Raw genomic sequence first — 19,574 nt, forward strand, 5'->3', positions numbered from 1 at the left:
GAGCGCCAAGCGGTGCTTAGACCGGCTGCTGATGGTGGGTAAAGCGCGAGGCCAGCGGCAGCCAGCACAGCAGAATCAACAGACCCATCAGCATCATCAGCAGACCGAGGCTGCCCTGACCGTTTTGCGGCATCATCGCCGACAGCCAGGCCAGTACGCCGGAGCCGATATTCTGCAAGCCGCCAACCAGCGCCCCGGCGGTACCGGCGAGGAACGGGAATGGCTCCATCGCGCCGCTGGTGGCCAGCGGGAACAGCATGCCGGCGCCGAAGAAGAACAGCGCCGCCGGCACCAGCAGGGTCCAGACGGTCATGACGCCCAGCAGCCCCGGGATCCACATCATCAGACCCGCCAGCAGGCAGCAGATAACCGATTGCCACATCAGGGTCGGGAAACGCTTGTTGGGGCGGCCGGCAAACCAGGCGCCGAAGAAGGCCGCCGGGATCGGCAGAATAAACAGAATACTCACCGCCATGCTGCTCAGGCCGAGCACCGCGCCCATCAGTACGCCGGAACAGGCTTCGAATACCGCAATCCCCGCCAGGCCGCCGATCAGCATCAGCAGATAGCAGTTAAACGCGCCAGTGCCGAACAGCGTTTTGTAGCTGGCCAGAAGTTTGGTGCGCGGCGCGCCCTCCGGGCGCGTTTCCGGCATCCATTTCGCCATGCTGAAGGTCACCCCGGCGCACAGAACCAGCAGGAAAGCGTAACAGGCGCGCCAGCTCCACAGGGTGTCGAGGATGCCGCCGAGCAACGGGGCAATCAGCGGGCTGACCAGAATACCCATATTTAACAGACTATTGGCATGACGCAGCTGGGCGCCTTCGTACAGATCGCGGGGCAGGGTGCGCGCCATCACGCCGCCGACGCCGGTGCCCATCCCTTGCATGGCGCTGGCGGCGATCAGCACCGGCAGGCTATGGGTGGTCATGGCGACCAGCGTCGCCAGCATAAAAATCGACATCCCGACGAGGATCACCGGGCGGCGACCGATGCGGTCGGAGAGCGGGCCGTAAAACAGCTGTGAAATACCGTAGGTCAGCAGGTAGGCCGCCATCACGCTTTGAACCGCCCCTTCGCGAACGTTCAGCGCGACCGCCATGTCGGCGATGGCCGGAATATATATGGTCTGCGCCATCTGGCCAACGGCCACCAGCAGTACCAGCATCAACAACAAATTGAAGTTTTTATGCCGTTTCATGTCGATGAATACTTTGTGAGTAAAGAGAAATGAAGAATATGTGACTGGCACATCCCGTAATCGATGGAGGAATCTACCATATAAAAATGACAGAACAACTGCAAAGTGCCGATTGTTGAGGGGATTCCAGGCAGATTATGTAAACAGGAACGGCAACTAATGTTGCCATTGCAGGCTACGCAAGGCGCAGGAGGATCGCCCCGGCGGCAATCCCGCAGGCGGCGAAGATGCGCAGCGGCATCAGTTGCTCTTTCAGGACGATAAAAGCGATCAGCGCGCCGAACAAAATGGAGGTTTCACGCAGCGCGGCGACCACCGCCAGCGGCGCCTGGGTCATCGCCCACAGCGCCAGGCCGTAGGAGCCCATGGTGCCGATACCGCCGAGGATACCTTTTCGCCAGTGCAGGCGCAGATAGCGGCTGGCTTCAGCGCGGCGGGTCATCATTGCCCAGCTTAGCAGGCAGAAGCCGTTCATAAAAAAGGTCCACAGGGTATAGCCCAGCGCCGAGCCCGCCAGCCGGACGCCGGTGCCGTCCACCAGCGTATAGCCGGCGATGAAGCAGGCGTTGATCAGCGCCAGCACGATGCCTTTGCGCGAGCTGGCGCGGCCGTTAAAGGCCATCGCCAGAATAGCCAGGCAGATGACGCCGATGCCCAGCCAGGCCAGCGGCGACAAACGATCGCCGAGAAACAGCACGCTTATCGCCGCCACCAGCAATGGGGCAGTTCCCCGCATCAGCGGATAGGTCTGGCTCATATCCGACACCTGATAGGTCTTCGCCACCAGCACCGTATACACCACCTGTAACGCGCACGACGCCAGCAGATAGGGGGCGCTGGCAAGCGTTGGCTGCGGGGAAAAGGGCAGCATCACCAGCGCGATCAGCGCGGCCGAGCCGCTGACGCCGATCGCCGCGTACATTTTATCGCCGCTGGCTTTGACAATAGCGTTCCAGCTGGCGTGCAGCAGGGCGGCGAACAGCAAAATGCAGAATACGGTGATGGTCATCGCAGACAGGTTCAACAGTGAAGGTCACCGGACTGTAACACGCGCCCGCGCTGCCAGCCAGCGGGGGCTACAGCGAACAAAACAGGCGATGCGTCACCCGCGGTTCATCGTACACCGGGCGAAAGCCAAGCCTTTCATAAAAGGGCCAGGCCTGCGCCGGGGCGTGGGTGTTGAGAAAATCAAACCAGGCGCTGGAGTGGGTGATAACCGAGACCAGCAACTGCTGGCCGATCCCCCGGCGGCGGTAGCGCTCGCTGATGTAGAGATGGCGAATACGCCCGGCCCGCGGCTGCGGGCTGAAGGGATCGCTATTGATGCCGCATACCCCAACCAGCTGGTGGTTCACAAAGGCACCCAGCAGCGTTTCGCCCGGCGCGGTAAAGCGGTTTTTGCCGCTCTGCCAGTTTTCCGCCAGGCGGCGCAGCATATTGAAATGCTGTTCAAGGCTTTCGGTGCGCAGCGCCGCGAACCCCGGGGCATCCGGCGTCGTGGCGGCAATTAACAGGGGTGGCATAGCTTCCTCCATCAAGTCATCCCGGGACGCCCGGCGGGCGCCTGCAGGGGGGCGGTTTCCCGCCCCCCTCAGGTGCGACTTGAACCTGAATCAGCGGAACTGTTTCAGGACTGCATCAAGTAGTTGCAACACAGCAACCATGAGTTTCAGGATTAAAATAATAATATCCATTCCGCCCATACGCGCGTCTCCTGTGGTTAAGGAGCACAATAAGCTGACGTACCTTTCCGCTGCCTGTTGCCAGCTTATCCCTGCCTGTCGCCGGCGGCGTCGCCCTGGCCAATGGTTGCTCCTTCCGTGGACGGCTTCCCGGCCCGCCGCCAGCAACGACAGGGGTGCGCAGCGCTGAACCACGCGTTGCCGCGCGGACCAGTGACTGCACGTTGTTGACGTAACACAGTGTGCTCTCTCGGGGTTAAGGCACTGACGGCACCACCCGTTTCAGCCAGGACTTCGTTGCGCCGGTCAAACTTGCGGCCCCCGAATGGCACACCATGAACACACCCAGTATAGATAAATACTGTATGGATGAACAGTATTTTTTGGACAAATCCGCCGCTCTCGCCCATACTCTATGACAGAGAAAAAGCGACCTTAAATTGCGCGAACTGCAGCGATCGCGTATACTTTTGGCGTTGACGTAATACAGTGTGCTTGCGGCTACCACCTGTAACCATACTGATAAAAACCTCGCTCCGGCGGGGTTTTTTGTTTTCTGCCCTTTTGCGCCGAACTGTGATCTTTCGCGCAAATTTTCGTGGATGAAAATAAATCCATTGTGAAAACGTAAAACCTGTGTTTGTATAAATTCAGCTTATTTTTCGACACAACAGGTCCCTAATGAACGCAACCCTGATCGCTTCGACCCTACTAAAAACCGCGCCAGCCGCGGTGGTCGTCGTGTCTGTGGTGGTCGTCGTCGGCAATGCGCCGTAGGGTCCGGAACAACACGAATTCCAAACCCCGCCGGCGCAAACCGAGCGGGGTTTTTTGTTGGCGAGCCCCCCGGTAAAGTCGGCCCAGAAGAAAAGGACTGGAGCATGGCAAGTTCGGGCACCACATCAAACACAATGCGCTTTACCGGCGCGCAGCTGGTTGTTCATTTACTGGAACGCCAGGGTATCACTATGGTTAGCGGCATTCCGGGCGGCTCCATCCTGCCTATTTACGATGCCTTAAGCCAGAGCACGCAGATCCGCCACATCCTGGCGCGCCACGAGCAGGGCGCGGGCTTTATCGCCCAGGGGATGGCGCGTACCGAAGGCAAACCAGCGGTCTGTATGGCCTGCAGCGGCCCGGGGGCGACGAACCTGGTGACGGCGATCGCCGATGCCCGCCTGGATTCGATTCCATTGGTCTGCATCACCGGCCAGGTGCCGGCATCGATGATTGGCACCGACGCCTTCCAGGAAGTGGACACCTACGGCATCTCTATCCCCATCACCAAACATAACTATCTGGTGCGCGACATCGCTGAGCTGCCGCAGGTGATCAGCGACGCCTTCCGTATTGCTCAGTCCGGGCGTCCCGGGCCGGTGTGGATAGACATTCCTAAGGACGTACAGTCGGCGACCATTGAGCTGGAAACGTTGCCGGAACCGGGCGAGCGCGCCGCTCCGCCGGCATTCGCCCCCGAAAGCGTGCGCGAAGCGGCGGCGATGATCAATGCGGCGAAGCGTCCGGTGCTCTATCTGGGCGGCGGGGTGATTAACGCGCCGCAGGAGATCCGTGAGCTGGCGGAAAAAGCCAATCTGCCGACCACCATGACCCTGATGGCGCTGGGCATGCTGCCGAAGGCGCACCCGCTGTCGCTGGGGATGCTGGGGATGCACGGCGCGCGCAGCACCAACTTCATTCTGCAGGAAGCGGATTTACTGATTGTTTTAGGCGCGCGTTTTGATGACCGGGCGATTGGCAAGACCGAGCAGTTCTGCCCGAACGCGAAGATTATCCACGTCGATATCGACCGCGCCGAGCTGGGCAAAATCAAGCAACCGCACGTGGCGATTCAGGGCGATGTGGCGGAAGTCTTAGCCCAGCTGAACCCGCAGATTGAGGCGCAGCCGCGCGAGGAATGGCGCCAGCTGGTGGCCGACTTGCAGCGCGAATTCCCTTGCGCCATCCCGCAGGAAAGCGACCCGCTCTCCCATTACGGCCTGATTAACGCCGTGGCCGCCTGCGTGGATGATGAAGCGATCATCACTACCGACGTTGGCCAGCACCAGATGTGGACGGCGCAGGCCTACCCGCTCAACCGTCCGCGCCAGTGGCTGACCTCCGGCGGCCTCGGCACCATGGGCTTCGGCCTGCCGGCGGCGATCGGCGCGGCGCTGGCGAATCCGCAGCGCAAGGTTATCTGCTTCTCCGGCGACGGCAGCCTGATGATGAATATTCAGGAGATGGCTACCGCCGCTGAAAATCAGCTGGATGTAAAAATTATTCTGCTGAACAACGAAGCGCTGGGGCTGGTGCATCAGCAGCAGAGCCTGTTTTATCAGCAGGGCGTTTTTGCCGCCACTTATCCGGGGATGATTAACTTTATGCAGATTGCCGCCGGTTTTGGCCTGCAAACCTGTGATTTAAATAACGAAGCCGATCCGCAGGCGGCGCTGCAGGCGATCATCGCTCGTCCGGGACCGGCGCTGATCCACGTGCGCATCGACGCGCAGCAGAAAGTGTATCCGATGGTACCGCCGGGTGCGGCCAATACTGAAATGGTGGGGGAATAAGCCATGCAAAAACAATGTGATAACGTCATTCTGGAACTCACCGTCCGCAACCACCCCGGCGTCATGACCCACGTCTGCGGGCTTTTTGCCCGCCGCGCTTTTAACGTCGAAGGGATTCTTTGTCTACCGATTCAGGGCAGCGAACACAGCCGCATCTGGCTGCTGGTGAACGACGATCAGCGTCTCGGGCAGATGATTAGCCAGATTGAAAAGCTGGAAGATGTCACCAAAGTGGCGCGTAACCAGTCCGATCCCACCATGTTTAACAAAATTGCGGTGTTCTTCGAGTAAATCGCGCAAGGCTTGAACGGTAAGGTGCTTATGGTTAAGGTAAGCGCCTTTGCCGGATGGCGCTGCGCTTATCCGGCCTACGGACACAGCGCTTTGTCGCCTCAGGCACCAGGACCCTATCATGACCACCATCGCCCTTATTGACGATCATTTGATTGTCCGCTCCGGCTTTGCTCAGCTGCTGGGGCTGGAAACTGATTTTCAGGTTGTCGCCGAATTTGGCAGCGGCCGCGAGGCGCTGGCGGGGTTGCCGGGGCGCGGCGTTCAGGTCTGTATCTGCGATATCTCAATGCCGGATATTTCCGGGCTGGCGCTGCTCAGCCAGCTGCCGAAGGGGATGGCGACCATCATGCTGTCGGTGCACGACAGCCCGGCGCTGGTCGAGCAGGCGCTTAACGCCGGCGCGCGGGGCTTTCTGTCGAAACGCTGCAGCCCGGACGAACTTATCGCCGCGGTGCGCACGGTGGCGGCGGGCGGCTGCTATCTCACACCGGATATCGCCATGAAGCTGGCCGCCGGGCGCCAGGATCCGCTCACCAAACGCGAACGTCAGGTGGCGGAAAAGCTGGCGGAGGGCATGGCGGTGAAAGAGATCGCCGCTGAGCTCGGACTGTCGCCGAAAACCGTCCACGTTCACCGCGCTAACCTGCTGGAAAAGCTGGGCGTCAACAATGACGTCGAGCTGGCGCGCCGTATGTTTGACAGCTGGCAATGAAGACCATACTCCCGCGCCTGCTGTCGGTGATCGGCTGCGCCTTTATCTTCGCCGCCGCCTGGTTTTGTCTGTGGAGCATCAGCCTGCATCTGGTGGAGCGCGCCGATCTGGCGGTGCTGCTGTTCCCCTTCGGCCTGCGTTTGGGGCTGATGCTGCAGTGCCCGCGCGGCTACTGGCCGGTGCTGCTGGGAACCGAGTGGCTGCTGATCTTCTGGCTGGCGCAGGAAGTGGCGCTGGCGCACCCGATAATATTGATGACCGGAAGCCTGCTGACCCTCCTGCCGGTGGCGCTGATCTCGCGATATCGCCAGCAGCGCGACTGGCTGACGCTTCTGCGTCAGGGCGGGGCGTTAATGGCCGCCGCGCTGCTGCAATCGCTGCCCTGGCTGGCGGAGGGGGAGGAGGGTCTTAACGCCCTGCTGTTGACGCTCACCGGCGGCCTGACTCTGGCGCCGACCTGTCTGGTGTTCTGGCACTACCTCACCAGCACCGTCTGGCGGCCCCTGGGGCCGTCGCTGGTGGCGCAGCCGGTAAACTGGCGCGGGCGGCATCTGATCTGGTATCTGTTGTTATTCACCATTAGCCTGTGGCTGCAGCTTGGGCTGCCCGCTGAGCTCTCCCGCTTTACCCCGTTTTGCCTTGCGCTGCCGATTATCGCCCTCGCCTGGCACTACGGCTGGCAGGGCGCGCTGATCGCCACATTGATGAACGCTATCGCCCTGATTGCCAGCCAGACCTGGCACGATCACCCCGTCGATCTCCTGCTTTCGCTGCTGGCGCAGAGCCTCACCGGACTGCTGCTGGGGGCGGGGATCCAGCGATTGCGCGAGCTTAACCAGTCGCTACAGAACGAGCTGGCGCGTAATCGTCGTCTGGCGGATCGCCTGCTGGAGACCGAAGAGAGCGTGCGCCGCGACGTCGCGCGCGAGCTCCATGATGATATCGGCCAGACCATCACCGCAATACGCACCCAGGCGGGGATCGTCCAGCGGCTGGCGCCGGACAACGCCAGCGTTCGCCAGAGCGGCCAGCTGATTGAACACCTCTCGCTGGGGGTTTACGACTCGGTGCGTCGCCTGCTGGGCCGCCTGCGTCCGCGCCAGCTTGACGACCTGCCGCTGGAGCAGGCGGTACATTCTCTGATGCGCGAGATGGAGCTGGAGGACCGCGGCATTGTCAGCCATCTCGACTGGCGGATTAACGAGGCGGGACTGAGCGAAAACCAGCGCGTGACCCTGTTCCGCGTCTGCCAGGAGGGACTGAACAATATCGTCAAGCACGCCAGCGCCAGCGCCGTGACCCTGCAGGGCTGGCAGCAGGAGGAGCGACTGATGCTGGTGCTGGAGGATGACGGCTGCGGCCTGCCGCCGGGCTCCAGCGCGCAGGGATTCGGTCTGACCGGCATGCGCGAGCGCGTGACCGCCCTGGGGGGCACGCTGACGATCTCCTGCACCCACGGTACCCGGGTGTGCGTCAATCTACCGCTGCGTTACGCCTGAGAGGATCGCTGATGTTCGCCTTTTTAAAAGCCCCGCCTGACGCTGCGCCGATTAGCGATAAACGCGAGCTTGATGCGCGTTATCGCTACTGGCGCCGCCATATCCTGTTGACCATCTGGCTGGGCTACGCGCTGTTCTATTTCACCCGCAAAAGCTTTAACGCCGCGGTGCCTGACATTCTCGCCAGCAACGTGCTGACCCGCAGCGATATCGGTCTGCTGGCCACGCTGTTTTACATCACCTACGGACTGTCGAAATTTTTCTCCGGTATCGTCAGCGACCGCTCCGATGCCCGCTATTTTATGGGGTTGGGGCTTATCGCCACCGGGGTGGTGAATATTCTGTTCGGTTTTTCTTCCTCACTGTGGGCCTTCGCCCTGCTGTGGGCACTGAACGCCTTCTTTCAGGGGTGGGGCTCGCCGGTCTGCGCCCGGCTGCTGACGGCCTGGTATTCACGCACCGAACGCGGCGGCTGGTGGGCGCTGTGGAATACGGCGCATAACGTGGGCGGCGCGCTGATCCCGATGGTGGTGGGAGCGGCGGCGCTACATTACGGCTGGCGCGCGGGGATGACCATCGCCGGCGGCCTGGCGATCCTCGCCGGATTATATCTGTGCTGGCGGCTGCGCGATCGTCCGCAGGCGGTGGGGCTACCCGCCGTGGGCGACTGGCGTCACGATGCGCTGGAGATTGCCCAGCAGCAGGAGGGCGCCGGGCTGACGCGCAAAGAGATCCTCACCCGATACGTGCTGGCAAACCCCTATATCTGGCTGCTGTCGCTGTGCTATGTGCTGGTGTACGTGGTGCGGGCGGCGATTAACGACTGGGGCAATCTGTATATGTCGGAGACGCTTGGCGTCGATCTGGTGACCGCTAACTCGGCGGTGACCATGTTCGAGCTGGGCGGATTTATCGGCGCGCTGGTGGCGGGGTGGGGCTCGGATAAGCTGTTTAACGGCAATCGCGGACCGATGAATCTGATCTTCGCCGCCGGCATTTTGCTGTCGGTTGGCGGCCTGTGGCTGATGCCGTTCGCCAGCTACGTGATGCAGGCGGCCTGCTTCTTCACCACCGGTTTCTTTGTCTTCGGCCCGCAGATGCTGATCGGCATGGCGGCGGCGGAGTGTTCGCATAAAGAGGCCGCCGGGGCGGCTACCGGGTTTGTCGGCCTGTTCGCATATCTTGGCGCGTCGCTTTCCGGCTGGCCGCTGGCGCAGGTAATGGATATCTGGCACTGGACCGGATTCTTCGTGGCGATCGCGATTGCCGCCGGCATTTCCGCGCTGCTGCTGCTGCCGTTCTTAAACGCGCAGGCGCCGCGCGCCGCCAGTGAAGCGTGATGCATCTCACTCTTTCGCCGCGAATGGGGCAAAACTAAGAAATTTTCCCGGTTTCACCTGGACGCCGTCTCAGGCCAGACGGCGCGCTGATTTTTACAATGCCTGGCTATGACGCAGGCATAAAAAATCAGCTCAGGAGATACCCATGCTGGCCTTTCTGAATCAGGTTCGTAAGCCGACCCTGGATCTGCCGCTCGACGTGCGGCGCAAAATGTGGTTCAAACCTTTCATGCAGTCCTATCTGGTGGTCTTCATTGGCTACCTGACCATGTACCTGATCCGCAAGAACTTTAATATTGCGCAGAACGACATGATCTCCACCTACGGGTTGAGCATGACCCAGCTGGGGATGATTGGCCTGGGCTTCTCCATTACCTACGGCGTAGGGAAAACCCTGGTTTCCTACTATGCCGATGGCAAAAACACCAAGCAGTTCCTGCCGTTTATGCTGATCCTCTCCGCCATCTGCATGCTGGGCTTTAGCGCCAGTATGGGTGCGGGTTCCACCAGCCTGTTCCTGATGATCGCCTTCTATGCGCTAAGCGGCTTCTTCCAGAGCACCGGCGGCTCGTGCAGCTATTCCACCATCACCAAATGGACGCCACGACGCAAACGCGGCACCTTCCTCGGCTTCTGGAATATCTCTCACAACCTTGGCGGCGCCGGCGCGGCGGGCGTGGCGCTGTTTGGCGCCAACTATCTGTTCGACGGCCACGTGATCGGCATGTTTATCTTCCCGTCGATTATTGCGCTGATCGTCGGCTTTATTGGCCTGCGCTACGGTAGCGACTCGCCGGAATCCTACGGCCTCGGCACGGCGGAGGAGCTGTTTGGCGAAGCGATCAGCGAAGAGGATAAAGAGACCGAAGAAAACGCGATGACCAAGTGGCAGATCTTTGTTGAATACGTGCTGAAAAACAAAGTGATCTGGCTGCTGTGCTTCTCCAACATCTTCCTCTACGTGGTGCGTATCGGTATCGATCAATGGTCCACCGTGTATGCCTTCCAGGAGCTGAAACTGTCGAAAGAGGTGGCGATTCAGGGCTTTACCCTGTTTGAGGTCGGCGCCCTGGTTGGCACGCTGCTGTGGGGCTGGCTGTCGGACCTGGCCAACGGCCGCCGCGCGCTGGTGGCCTGCATCGCGCTGGCGCTGATTATCGCCACTCTCGGCGTTTATCAACATGCCAGCAATCAGTACGTCTATCTGGCTTCGCTGTTTGCGCTGGGCTTCCTGGTGTTTGGCCCGCAGCTGCTGATTGGCGTTGCCGCCGTTGGCTTCGTACCGAAAAAAGCGATCGGCGCCGCCGATGGGATCAAGGGCACTTTCGCCTATCTGATCGGCGATAGCTTCGCCAAGCTGGGCCTCGGGATGATCGCGGACGGCACCCCGGTCTTTGGCCTCACCGGCTGGGCCGGCACCTTTGCGGCGCTGGACGCCGCCGCCATCGGCTGTATCTGCCTGATGGCCATCGTGGCTATCTTCGAAGAGCGTAAAATTCGCCGCGAGAAAAAGAACCGTATTTTGCAGACTGCCTGATTCACCAGGTATTTGGTAACCTTGCCCGGCCATTGCGCCGGGCTTTTTTATTTCTTGCGTAATATGCCAGGTCCGACAGTCGACAGCAGGCAAATTCCCATTATGATAGTCAGGCTGCGATTGGATGAGAGGATGCATGATCTGGATAGGACTGGCCACCCTGGTAGTGGTATTTGTTGTGGGATTTCGGGTGCTTACCTCTGATTCACGCCGCGCGATCCGCCGCCTGAGCGAACGCCTGGGCATCACGCCCGTCCCGCTGGAATCGATGATCGATCAGCTTGGTAAAACCGCCGGCAATGAGTATTTGCGTTACCTTGAACGGCCGAATGAAGCGCATCTGCAGAACGCCGCCCAGGTGCTGCTGATCTGGCAGGTTGCAATTGTCGACGCTAGCGAAAAAAACCTGCATTACTGGTATCGCCTGATGCAAAAAGCGCGTTTAGCGGCGCCGATCACCGAGGCGCAGATCCGCCTGGCGCAAGGGTTTCTGCGCGAGCTGGATCCGGATATGAGCGATTTGCATAACCTTCAGCAGCGCTATAACGACCTGTTTCTCCCGGAAGACGGCGTGCACTGGCTGCACTGATCTCATAGTTATTCGGCCTGGGGTTCATCGCTTTTTGTGCCGGATGGCGGCTGCGCCTTATCCGGCCTACGGTTTCCGCACTCGTCACTTGTAGGCCGGATAAGCGTAAGCGCCATCCGGCAGGATAACTACAGTAGGATTTTCAGGCCGTGTTTTTGTACGACGCTAAGCAATTTTAATGACATTCCGCTTGGTCGCTTAGCGCCAGTCTCCCATTTTTGCACGGTAGACACGCTGGTATTCAGATAACGAGCGAACACGGGTTGGCTAACATTGAGTTGTTCACGTAGCGCTTTAATTTCAATGGGTTGAAGTGCGGCTACGCTACCGAGACATGATTCATCAAAATGGCGCATTGTTTCCTGTGGGATTGCGCCAACGCTGAATAGCCCCGACGCAGCGCTATGGATCGCTTCGAAAGCCGGGCTTTTGTATTTATTTTTTGCTGTCATCGCAAATCTCCACCAGTTCTTTACTTTTAACTAAGACCGTCGTTTTCTCTTAAGAGAGATTGGCATAGTGTTTTGCTAACTCACGAAAACCCATTAACTCGCGATGGTTGATATTGGCCATATCCTGTTTGGCATATAGAAAGGTATAAAACCAATACCCTGCGCTTTTGGTAAGGATGATTGCGCGATCGCGATTCTTGTTGAGTCGCTTTTTATAAACCCCTCCTCCTAAATCAACCACCTTGCCCTGAAGCACAGATTGAATTGCCTGATAGAGCTCGTCGTCGGAAATGCCATGAGAGCTAGCCTCGCTGGCGAACCATTTGGTTTTGAAGATACGCATTGCTGGCATCCTGTCGTTAAAAGTATAGCACATAGTGCTATATTAAATTCTCCTGAGATTTGTTAAAGCGATAGCAAGCATCGTTTTTTTAAACATGCGAGCAGCTACGCATCCTCTTATGAAAAGCGAGAATAGTTGCGAAAACGTTAAATGCGTCACAAACAAAATGTTACACTGCGCAGCTTTCCGCCACTTTCTTCGCAGGTCACTCATGAGTTATTCAAATGAAGCCAAACCCCATGCACGCGAACTCGCGCGACCAAACTGGTCGGCGGTCTTCGCGGTTGCTTTCTGCGTCGCCTGCCTGATTACCGTCGAATTTCTACCGGTCAGTCTGCTGACGCCGATGGCGCTGGATTTAGGTATCTCCGAAGGGATGGCCGGGCAGTCGGTGACGACGACGGCATTCGTCGCGATGTTTTCCAGCCTGTTTATCACTTCCGTCATTGGCAAAACCGATCGCCGCTACGTGGTGATCCTCTTTTCGCTGCTGCTGACCCTTTCCTGCCTGTTGGTGTCCTTTGCCGATAGCTTCACCCTGCTGCTGCTGGGACGCGCCTGTCTGGGGCTGGCGCTCGGCGGTTTCTGGGCGATGTCAGCCTCGCTGACCATGCGGCTGGTGCCGATGCGCGTGGTGCCGAAAGCGTTGTCGATTATCTTCGGCGCGGTATCCATCGCGCTGGTGATCGCCGCCCCGTTGGGCAGTTTCCTTGGCGGGCTTATCGGCTGGCGCAACGTGTTTAACGGCGCGGCGGTGATGGGTGTACTGTGTACGCTCTGGGTGCTGAAAGCGCTGCCGTCGCTGCCTGGTGAATCGGCGGCTCAGCAGCAAAATATGTTTGGCCTGCTGAAGCGGCCGGGGGTGATGGCCGGCATGTGCGCCATTTTCATGGCCTTTGCCGGACAGTTCGCCTTTTTTACCTATATTCGCCCGGTCTACATGACCCTCGCCGGCTTTGATGTCGATGGCCTGACGCTGGTGCTGCTGAGCTTTGGTATCGCCAGCTTCATCGGCACGTCGCTCTCCTCGGTGCTGCTCAAACGCTCGGTGAAAGCGGCGCTGGCGATTGCGCCGCTGGTGTTGACCGCCTGCGCGGCGGCGCTGGTGCTGTGGGGAGAAAGCAAAATCGTCGCCTCGACGGTGGCAATTATCTGGGGCTTCGCGTTCGCCTTGATCCCGGTGGGGTGGTCAACGTGGATCACCCGTTCACTCTCCGATCAGGCGGAAAAAGCCGGGTCGATTCAGGTGGCGGTGATCCAGCTGGCCAACACCTGCGGCGCCGCGGTCGGCGGCATTGCGCTTGACCACTTCGGGCTGCTGTCGCCGCTGGTGTTGTCAGGGGTATTAATGCTGTTTACCGGCCTGTTGGTGGCGGCCAAAGTGAAGGTGAATTCACCCGCTTAAGGCCGTTCGCCTTTTGCCAGCCGGGCGTTGATGTCGGCAATCACTTCCGGCAGGTCCGCCAGGGTATCAACCACATAATGCGCCCCGGCGGCATACAGCTTGCCTGCCGCCCGCTCGCGACGGGTGGCGATTTCCTCTTTCGACATCGTCTGGTACGCCTCCCAGGTAGCGCCGAATTCGTTACCGGACACCGCCAGGCCGACGCTCCACATCCCGGCATGTAACCCTTCGCTGATGCCCGGTGCGGCGTCATCGACCTTCACGCAGTGGGCCACATCGTCTATGCCAAGGGCAATTACGTTCTGCAGCGCCATCCACGGCCCGGGACGCCCGCCGGCGGCAAGGTCATCGGTGGCGACCCAGTGGTCCGGGGCATAGCCCTGGGCGGCGGCGGCTGGAACCAGCTTTTCCATCACCGGACGCGGATAGCCCGAGCAGGAGCCGATCTTCAGTCCGTCGGCGCGCAGCGCGGCGAGGGTGTCGACCACGCCGGCGATCGGAGCGGAAAAATCGACAACCTTAGCGATTTGCAGCGGCATAAACGCGGCGTAGATCGCATCAATATCAGCAGCCGTCATTGGCCGACCAAATTTCGCCTGCCAGCGGCTATCGACCGACGGCAGTTTGCCCAGCGCCTCAATGTGCTGCCATTTGCCAAGCCCCATCGGCACGCGGGCCTCTTCAAGGGAGAGCTCAATATCGAAGGCCTGGCGGAAGGCCTCGACGAAAATTTGCGTCGGCGCGAAGGAGCCGAAGTCCACGGTGGTGCCGGCCCAGTCGAGGATGAGTGCGGTGATACGGTTCATGGCGGTTCCTTATTGTTTCCAGTACATGGCGTTGTCGATGGCCGCCAGCAGGGCGGTGATGTCGGCGTCGTAGACTTCGCCGATGTTGCCGATGCGGAAGCAATCGCTTTGCGACACTTTGCCCGGATAGATAACGAAGCCCTGATCTTTCAGCTTCTGGTAGAAGGTGTGAAAGCGATACTGCGGCGCGTCCGGTGAATAAAAGGCGGTAATGATCGGCGAGTGCAGGCTGTCATCAAGCAGCGTCCGGAAGCCGAGCGCGCGCATTCCGGCGACCAGTCGGCGCTGATTGTGGCTGTAGCGCTGATGGCGGGCGCTGACGCCGCCCTCCTGGGCCAGTTCTTTCAGCGCCTGAGCGAAGGCCAGCACGGTATGGGTCGGTGAGGTGAAGCGCCACTTGCCGTGGTTATCCTCCATACAGCGCCACTGGGCGTAAAGATCCAGCGACAGCGAGCGCGAGCGGCCTTTGCAGGTGGCCAGCTCCGATTCGCGGGCGATGACGAAAGCGAAGCCCGGCACGCCCTGAATGCATTTGTTGGCGGAGCTTATCAGATAGTCAATATTCAGCGCGGCGATATCCAGCGGAATGCCGCCGAAGCTGCTCATCGCATCGACGATATAGCGTTTGCCATACTCCTTCGCCAGCGCGGCTACCTCTTCGATCGGGTTGAGCATGCCGGTGGTGGTTTCGCTATGCACCATCGCGATATGGGTGATCATCGGGTCATCCTGCAGGATACGCGCGATCGCCGCCGCGTCCGGACGGGCGACTTCGCCGCAATCGTAAGGATGAAAGGCGATGCCCATCAGCTGCGCCATCTCAATCATACGCGCGCCATAGGCGCCATTGCTGACGATCAGCACTTTGCCCTGTTCGCCGATGACGCTGCCGAGCACCGCTTCGACCGCGTAGCTGCCGCTGCCCTGCAGCAGCACCGCCGTATAACCGTCGGCCGGGGTGGCCAGCTGCACCAGCTGCTGGCGAATGGTCTGTACCACGCCAAGATTGTAATCATCATCCCAGGTGCAGCTATCGAACAACATCGCCTCTTTCACCGTGCGGGAGGTGGTTAGCGGGCCGGGAGTCAGCAGCAGGTAGTTCCGTGAAGTCATTTGTCTCACCATTTGGTCTATACCAGATTGGTGTTTATCATGGAGACAAAGCCGGGGCAGGGTCAAAGGAAATGTGGCGCTGCAACAAAAAATTCATCTGGCTATGTATAATGAGCGCACCAAACGTGGCAGCGAGTAAACATGAAATCACCCTCTGGCGAGATGCCGCAATACCTGATGATTAAGGCGCAGCTGCAGGCGCGTATTCAAAACGGCGCCCTCAAAAGCGGCGATAAATTGCCTTCCGAGCGCGAGCTGTGCGCGCTGTTCAACACGACCCGTATCACCGTGCGCGAGAGCCTGGCGCAGCTGGAGGCCAGCGGCGTGATCTACCGCGCCGACCGCCGCGGCTGGTTTGTGACGCCGGAGCGTCTGTGGCTGGATCCGACGCAGAACACCAACTTCCACAAGCTGTGTCTCGAACAGGGACGTGAGCCGAAAACGGTGCTGCTTGATGGCCGCTTAACCGCCGTGCCGCTGGATGTGATGGCGCCGCTGGCGCTGCAGCCCTTCGATCAGGTCTACCTGCTGACCCGCCTGCGCTATGCCGACGGGCGTCCGGTGTGCTATTGCGAAAACCACTGCCTGCCGGCCCGGGTGCCGGAGCTGCTGCGCCACGATCTCAATGGCAGTCTGACCGAGATTTATCAGAGTCACTACGGCCTGATCTATACCAGTATGCATCTGTCGTTTTATCCCACCTCCATGCCGCCGCAGGCCGCAGAGGCGTTGGGGGTGATGGAGGGGCGCCCGGCGCTGCTGCTGCGCAGGCTGAATTACGATCAGCACGGGCGTATTCTTGATTACGATATCGAATACTGGCGGCATGACAGCCTGCGGATCGAAGTCGATACCCATTGATTTTATTGTATTAACCCTTCCCGTATCCCCGGTGGCGTCAGCGTTAACCGGGGGCGACGTATCCCCTTCGCTTTAACTCTTTCGACACACTTCTTTCATCGTTTTGTCATAAACCCTCGGTAGCGTGAACGCAAATCTGGTCTACACCAGAACAACTAACTGCGATGAGGTTAACACGATGAAACTCTCCCGACTTGCTCTGCTGTCCCTGTTCGCGCTGACCAGCTCCCCGGTTTGGGCGGACGGCGTCGTCACGGTTTACTCCGCCGACGGCCTGCATGACGGCGATAACAGCTGGTATCAGAGCCAGTTTGACGCCTTCACCAAAGCGACGGGCATCAAAGTGCAGTATGTGGAAGGCGGCTCTGGCGCGATCGTCGAGCGTCTGGCGAAGGAGCGCACCAATCCGCAGGCCGATGTACTGGTCACGGTGCCGCCGTTTATCCAGCGCGCCGCGAAAGAGCAGCTGCTGGCCACCTTTACCCCACAGGGCAGCGCGCAGATCCCCGGCGCCAATGACCGCTATTCGCCGCTGGTGAACAACTATCTGACCTTCATCTATAACGGCCAGTTGCTGAAAACCGCGCCGGCCAGCTGGCAGGATCTGCTGGATAGCCGCTTTAAGAATAAGCTGCAGTACTCCACGCCGGGCCAGGCGGGGGACGGCACCGCGGTGATGCTGCAGGCCTTCCACAGCCTTGGCGGCAAAGATGCCGGCTTCGAGTATCTGGGCAAGCTGCAGGCCAATAACGTCGGCCCATCGGCCTCCACCGGCAAGCTGACGGCGCTGGTCAACAAAGGCGAGCTGTACGTCGCCAACGGCGATCTGCAGATGAACCTGTCGCAGATGGCGCGTAATCCGAACGTCAAAATCTTCTGGCCGGCGGACGACAAAGGCGAGCGCAGCGCGCTGGCGCTGCCCTACACCATCGGGCTGGTGCAGAACGGACCGAACAGCGAAAACGGCAAGAAGCTGATTAATTTCCTGCTGGATAAACCGGCGCAATCCAGCGTCAGCGCGCGCTCCTGGGGCTTACCGGTGCGCAGCGACGTGGCGCCGGATGACGCTAACTTTAAGGCAGCGCAGGCGGCACTCGACGGGGTGAAGCGCTGGGAACCCAACTGGGACGACGTCGCGGTTTCTCTCTCGGCGGATATCGCCCGCTGGCATAAAGTGACCGATAGCGAATAAGCCTGATGTTAATGAAAACGACCGTCATCTCTTCCCCGTCGCTGGCGGGGACCTCCGGGATCACCCTGGACTCGCTGCGCGTTTCCTACCACGGCAACGTGGTCTTAAAACCGCTGTCATTGACCATTGAGCCCGGTGAAGTGCTGGCGCTGATTGGCCCTTCCGGTTCCGGGAAAACCACCGTGCTGCGGGCGATTGCCGGTTTTGTGCAACCGGCTGGCGGGCGGATCCTGATCGGTGACACGGACGTCACCCACCTACCGCCTTACCAGCGCGGGCTGGCGATGGTGGTGCAGAACTACGCGCTGTTTCCCCATATGAAGGTGGAAGACAACGTCGCCTTCGGCCTGCGGGCGCAAAAGCAGCCCAGGGGGCTTATCGCCGGGCGGGTGACTGAAGCCTTAAACATTGTTGGTATGGCGGACTACGCCACCCGCTATCCGCATCAGCTTTCCGGCGGCCAGCAGCAGCGCGTGGCGATAGCCCGCGCGATTGCCGTGCGTCCTCGGGTGTTACTGCTTGATGAACCACTGTCGGCGCTGGACGCGCAAATTCGCCATAACATGGTGGAAGAGATTGCCCGTCTGCACCGCGAACTGCCGGAGCTGACCATCCTCTACGTTACCCACGATCAGACCGAAGCGCTGACCCTGGCGGACAAAATCGGCATTATGAAAGACGGGTCGCTGATCGCCCACGGTGAAACGCACGAGTTGTACCACTATCCGCCGAACCGCTTTAGCGCCGAATTCCTCGGCCGCGCCAATATCCTGCAGGCGACGGCGCTGAAAGACAGCCCCGAGCCGGGGCTGGTTAGCGTAAGCTGCGGCGGCGGCCTGATTAACGCCTTCAGCCGGGGCGGCCTGCATGGCAACAATAAGCTGTTATGCATTCGCCCGCAGCACATGAGCCTGGCGCCGCGATCGGCAACCAGTAATCGCCTCAACGCCACCCTGACGTCGGTGCACTGGCAGGGCGATCTGACGCATCTGCTGTGCGACGTCGCGGGCGAAGCGGTGCGGATCGTCATGACTCAGGTCAACCCACTGCCGCGCGCGGGGGACAAGCTGGCGCTCTACTTCGAACCTGGCGATGCGGTTCTGATCGAGGTGCAATGATGGCGCAAACCCTCACGCTTGCGCGTCCGGCGCGAAACCTGCGCCCTTACCTGTGGCTGGCGTTGCCGCTGCTGGTGCTGGCGACGCTGTTTTTCTATCCGCTGCTGCTGATCGCCGAACAGGCGTTACGCGACGCCAGCGGCAACCTGAGCCTCGAGACCTTCTGGCAGGTGATCGACTCTAAGCGCTTTATTGGCGCGCTGCTCAATACCTTACAGATTGCGGTGTTCGCCACCCTTGGCTGCCTGGTGCTCGGCAGCGTCCTGGCGCTGATTCTGGTGTTTATTCCGTTCCCCGGCAGCCAACTGGTGGGCCGGGTCATTGATACTTTTATTGCGCTGCCGACCTTTCTTATCACTCTCGCGTTCACCTTTATTTACGGCTCGGCGGGGCTGCTCAACGGCACCCTGATGGCGCTGTTTGCTTTTGAACTGCCGCCGGTAGACTTCCTCTATTCGATTAACGGCGTGATTCTGGCGGAGATTACCGTGTTTACGCCGCTGGTGATGCGCCCGCTGATGGCGGGACTGCGGCAGATAGATAAGAGCCAGCTGGAAGCGGCGAGTATTCTCGGCGCTCATCCGTTACGGGTGATTACCCAGGTTATCTTCCCGGCGGCGCTGCCGGCGCTGATGGCGGGGGGCAGCCTGTGCCTGTTATTGACCACTAACGAGTTCGGTATCGTGCTGTTTATTGGCGCCAAAGGGGTCAATACCCTGCCGATGATGGTCTACAGCAAGGCGATTCTGGAGTCGGATTACAGCGTGGCCTGCATGATTGCGCTGATCAATATTTTGCTGTCGCTGGGGCTGTTTATGCTCTATCGGCTGGCGGCGGTGCGCACTGGCGTAAGGAGTTAA

Annotated in this window: 21 protein-coding genes and 1 pseudogene; 13 read left to right on the forward strand and 9 right to left on the reverse strand. The window is 59.9% G+C overall.

The window, feature by feature from the left end:
* Positions 1-16 precede the first annotated feature (16 nt).
* From emrD to ABLU73_RS14260, 5 genes are all read right to left on the reverse strand, one after another.
* The gene (emrD, locus tag ABLU73_RS14240; protein ID WP_004202254.1) at positions 17-1,201 is read right to left on the reverse strand and encodes a multidrug efflux MFS transporter EmrD; all 1,185 of its coding nucleotides are present in this window, start codon (positions 1,199-1,201) and stop codon (positions 17-19) included.
* A gap of 175 nt (positions 1,202-1,376) precedes the next feature.
* Positions 1,377-2,210, reverse strand: coding sequence for a DMT family transporter (locus tag ABLU73_RS14245; protein ID WP_004202252.1), 834 nt, complete (start codon positions 2,208-2,210; stop codon positions 1,377-1,379).
* A 67-nt stretch (positions 2,211-2,277) separates the two neighbouring features.
* A complete protein-coding gene (locus tag ABLU73_RS14250) occupies positions 2,278-2,724 on the reverse strand; it encodes a GNAT family N-acetyltransferase (RefSeq protein ID WP_004202251.1) in 447 nt (148 codons plus the stop codon).
* 90 nt (positions 2,725-2,814) lie between these two features.
* Positions 2,815-2,934, reverse strand: coding sequence for a type I toxin-antitoxin system toxin TisB (gene tisB, locus ABLU73_RS14255; RefSeq protein ID WP_004145059.1), 120 nt, complete (start codon positions 2,932-2,934; stop codon positions 2,815-2,817).
* Between the two features lie 450 nt (positions 2,935-3,384).
* Positions 3,385-3,552 (reverse strand): hypothetical protein, encoded by a 168-nt coding sequence (locus ABLU73_RS14260; RefSeq protein ID WP_072096580.1) that lies wholly within the window; start codon positions 3,550-3,552, stop codon positions 3,385-3,387.
* 12 nt (positions 3,553-3,564) lie between these two features.
* Between ABLU73_RS14260 and ivbL the strand changes: the two genes are divergently transcribed.
* The 8 genes from ivbL to ABLU73_RS14300 all read left to right on the forward strand — a co-directional run bounded on the left by ivbL (position 3,565) and on the right by ABLU73_RS14300 (position 11,424).
* Positions 3,565-3,660 (forward strand): ilvB operon leader peptide IvbL, encoded by a 96-nt coding sequence (gene ivbL, locus ABLU73_RS14265; RefSeq protein ID WP_002923286.1) that lies wholly within the window; start codon positions 3,565-3,567, stop codon positions 3,658-3,660.
* A gap of 104 nt (positions 3,661-3,764) precedes the next feature.
* Complete coding sequence (ilvB, locus tag ABLU73_RS14270; protein ID WP_017899674.1) at positions 3,765-5,453, forward strand: acetolactate synthase large subunit; 1,689 nt, start codon at positions 3,765-3,767, stop codon at positions 5,451-5,453.
* A gap of 3 nt (positions 5,454-5,456) precedes the next feature.
* Positions 5,457-5,744 carry an acetolactate synthase small subunit gene (gene ilvN / locus ABLU73_RS14275; protein WP_002923283.1) on the forward strand — a complete coding sequence of 96 codons (288 nt, stop codon included), beginning with the start codon at positions 5,457-5,459 and terminating at the stop codon, positions 5,742-5,744.
* Between the two features lie 121 nt (positions 5,745-5,865).
* Positions 5,866-6,459, forward strand: a complete 594-nt coding sequence (gene uhpA / locus ABLU73_RS14280) for a transcriptional regulator UhpA (RefSeq protein ID WP_032456764.1) — start codon at positions 5,866-5,868, stop codon at positions 6,457-6,459.
* Between the two features lie 17 nt (positions 6,460-6,476).
* Positions 6,477-7,958, forward strand: coding sequence for a signal transduction histidine-protein kinase/phosphatase UhpB (gene uhpB / locus ABLU73_RS14285; RefSeq protein ID WP_264924741.1), 1,482 nt, complete (start codon positions 6,477-6,479; stop codon positions 7,956-7,958).
* Positions 7,959-7,969: 11 nt separating this feature from the next.
* Entirely contained in the window at positions 7,970-9,298 is a 1,329-nt protein-coding gene (locus tag ABLU73_RS14290; protein ID WP_017899678.1) for an MFS transporter, read from the forward strand.
* A 145-nt stretch (positions 9,299-9,443) separates the two neighbouring features.
* Positions 9,444-10,835 (forward strand): hexose-6-phosphate:phosphate antiporter, encoded by a 1,392-nt coding sequence (uhpT, locus tag ABLU73_RS14295; RefSeq protein WP_004202242.1) that lies wholly within the window; start codon positions 9,444-9,446, stop codon positions 10,833-10,835.
* Between the two features lie 136 nt (positions 10,836-10,971).
* Positions 10,972-11,424 (forward strand): DUF1198 domain-containing protein, encoded by a 453-nt coding sequence (locus tag ABLU73_RS14300; protein WP_004181583.1) that lies wholly within the window; start codon positions 10,972-10,974, stop codon positions 11,422-11,424.
* Between the two features lie 128 nt (positions 11,425-11,552).
* Here the strand turns inward: ABLU73_RS14300 and ABLU73_RS14305 are convergent, their stop codons facing one another.
* Together ABLU73_RS14305 and ABLU73_RS14310 are read right to left on the reverse strand one after the other, a co-directional pair.
* The gene (locus ABLU73_RS14305) at positions 11,553-11,876 is read right to left on the reverse strand and encodes a DNA-binding transcriptional regulator (RefSeq protein WP_004173862.1); all 324 of its coding nucleotides are present in this window, start codon (positions 11,874-11,876) and stop codon (positions 11,553-11,555) included.
* Positions 11,860-12,219 (reverse strand): annotated as a pseudogene (locus ABLU73_RS14310) (type II toxin-antitoxin system RelE/ParE family toxin). The gene ABLU73_RS14305 and the pseudogene ABLU73_RS14310 overlap by 17 nt, the downstream one beginning before the upstream one ends.
* 211 nt (positions 12,220-12,430) lie before the next feature.
* Here ABLU73_RS14310 and nepI point away from each other — a divergent pair.
* Positions 12,431-13,624 (forward strand): purine ribonucleoside efflux pump NepI, encoded by a 1,194-nt coding sequence (gene nepI / locus ABLU73_RS14315; protein WP_043522844.1) that lies wholly within the window; start codon positions 12,431-12,433, stop codon positions 13,622-13,624.
* On the opposite strand, the gene phnX is transcribed toward nepI, so the two are convergent.
* Both phnX and phnW read right to left on the reverse strand, forming a co-directional pair.
* On the reverse strand, positions 13,621-14,430 hold the full coding sequence (phnX, locus tag ABLU73_RS14320) for a phosphonoacetaldehyde hydrolase (RefSeq protein ID WP_043522841.1): 810 nt from the start codon (positions 14,428-14,430) through the stop codon (positions 13,621-13,623). The genes nepI and phnX overlap by 4 nt on opposite strands.
* Positions 14,431-14,439: 9 nt before the next feature.
* On the reverse strand, positions 14,440-15,543 hold the full coding sequence (gene phnW, locus ABLU73_RS14325; protein ID WP_004202236.1) for a 2-aminoethylphosphonate--pyruvate transaminase: 1,104 nt from the start codon (positions 15,541-15,543) through the stop codon (positions 14,440-14,442).
* A gap of 141 nt (positions 15,544-15,684) precedes the next feature.
* On the opposite strand from phnW, the gene phnR reads away from it, so the two are divergent.
* From phnR to phnU, 4 genes are all read left to right on the forward strand, one after another.
* Positions 15,685-16,404, forward strand: a complete 720-nt coding sequence (gene phnR / locus ABLU73_RS14330; RefSeq protein ID WP_109882514.1) for a phosphonate utilization transcriptional regulator PhnR — start codon at positions 15,685-15,687, stop codon at positions 16,402-16,404.
* A 178-nt stretch (positions 16,405-16,582) separates the two neighbouring features.
* Positions 16,583-17,596 carry a 2-aminoethylphosphonate ABC transporter substrate-binding protein gene (phnS, locus tag ABLU73_RS14335; protein ID WP_023319377.1) on the forward strand — a complete coding sequence of 338 codons (1,014 nt, stop codon included), beginning with the start codon at positions 16,583-16,585 and terminating at the stop codon, positions 17,594-17,596.
* Positions 17,597-17,601: 5 nt separating this feature from the next.
* Complete coding sequence (gene phnT / locus ABLU73_RS14340) at positions 17,602-18,714, forward strand: 2-aminoethylphosphonate ABC transport system ATP-binding subunit PhnT (RefSeq protein ID WP_069602842.1); 1,113 nt, start codon at positions 17,602-17,604, stop codon at positions 18,712-18,714.
* A complete protein-coding gene (gene phnU, locus ABLU73_RS14345; protein ID WP_004202231.1) occupies positions 18,714-19,574 on the forward strand; it encodes a 2-aminoethylphosphonate ABC transporter permease subunit in 861 nt (286 codons plus the stop codon). The genes phnT and phnU overlap by 1 nt, the downstream gene beginning before the upstream one ends.

It is taken from the genome of Klebsiella sp. GG_Kp175, from assembly GCF_040062325.1.
GTDB lineage: Bacteria > Pseudomonadota > Gammaproteobacteria > Enterobacterales > Enterobacteriaceae > Klebsiella > Klebsiella quasipneumoniae.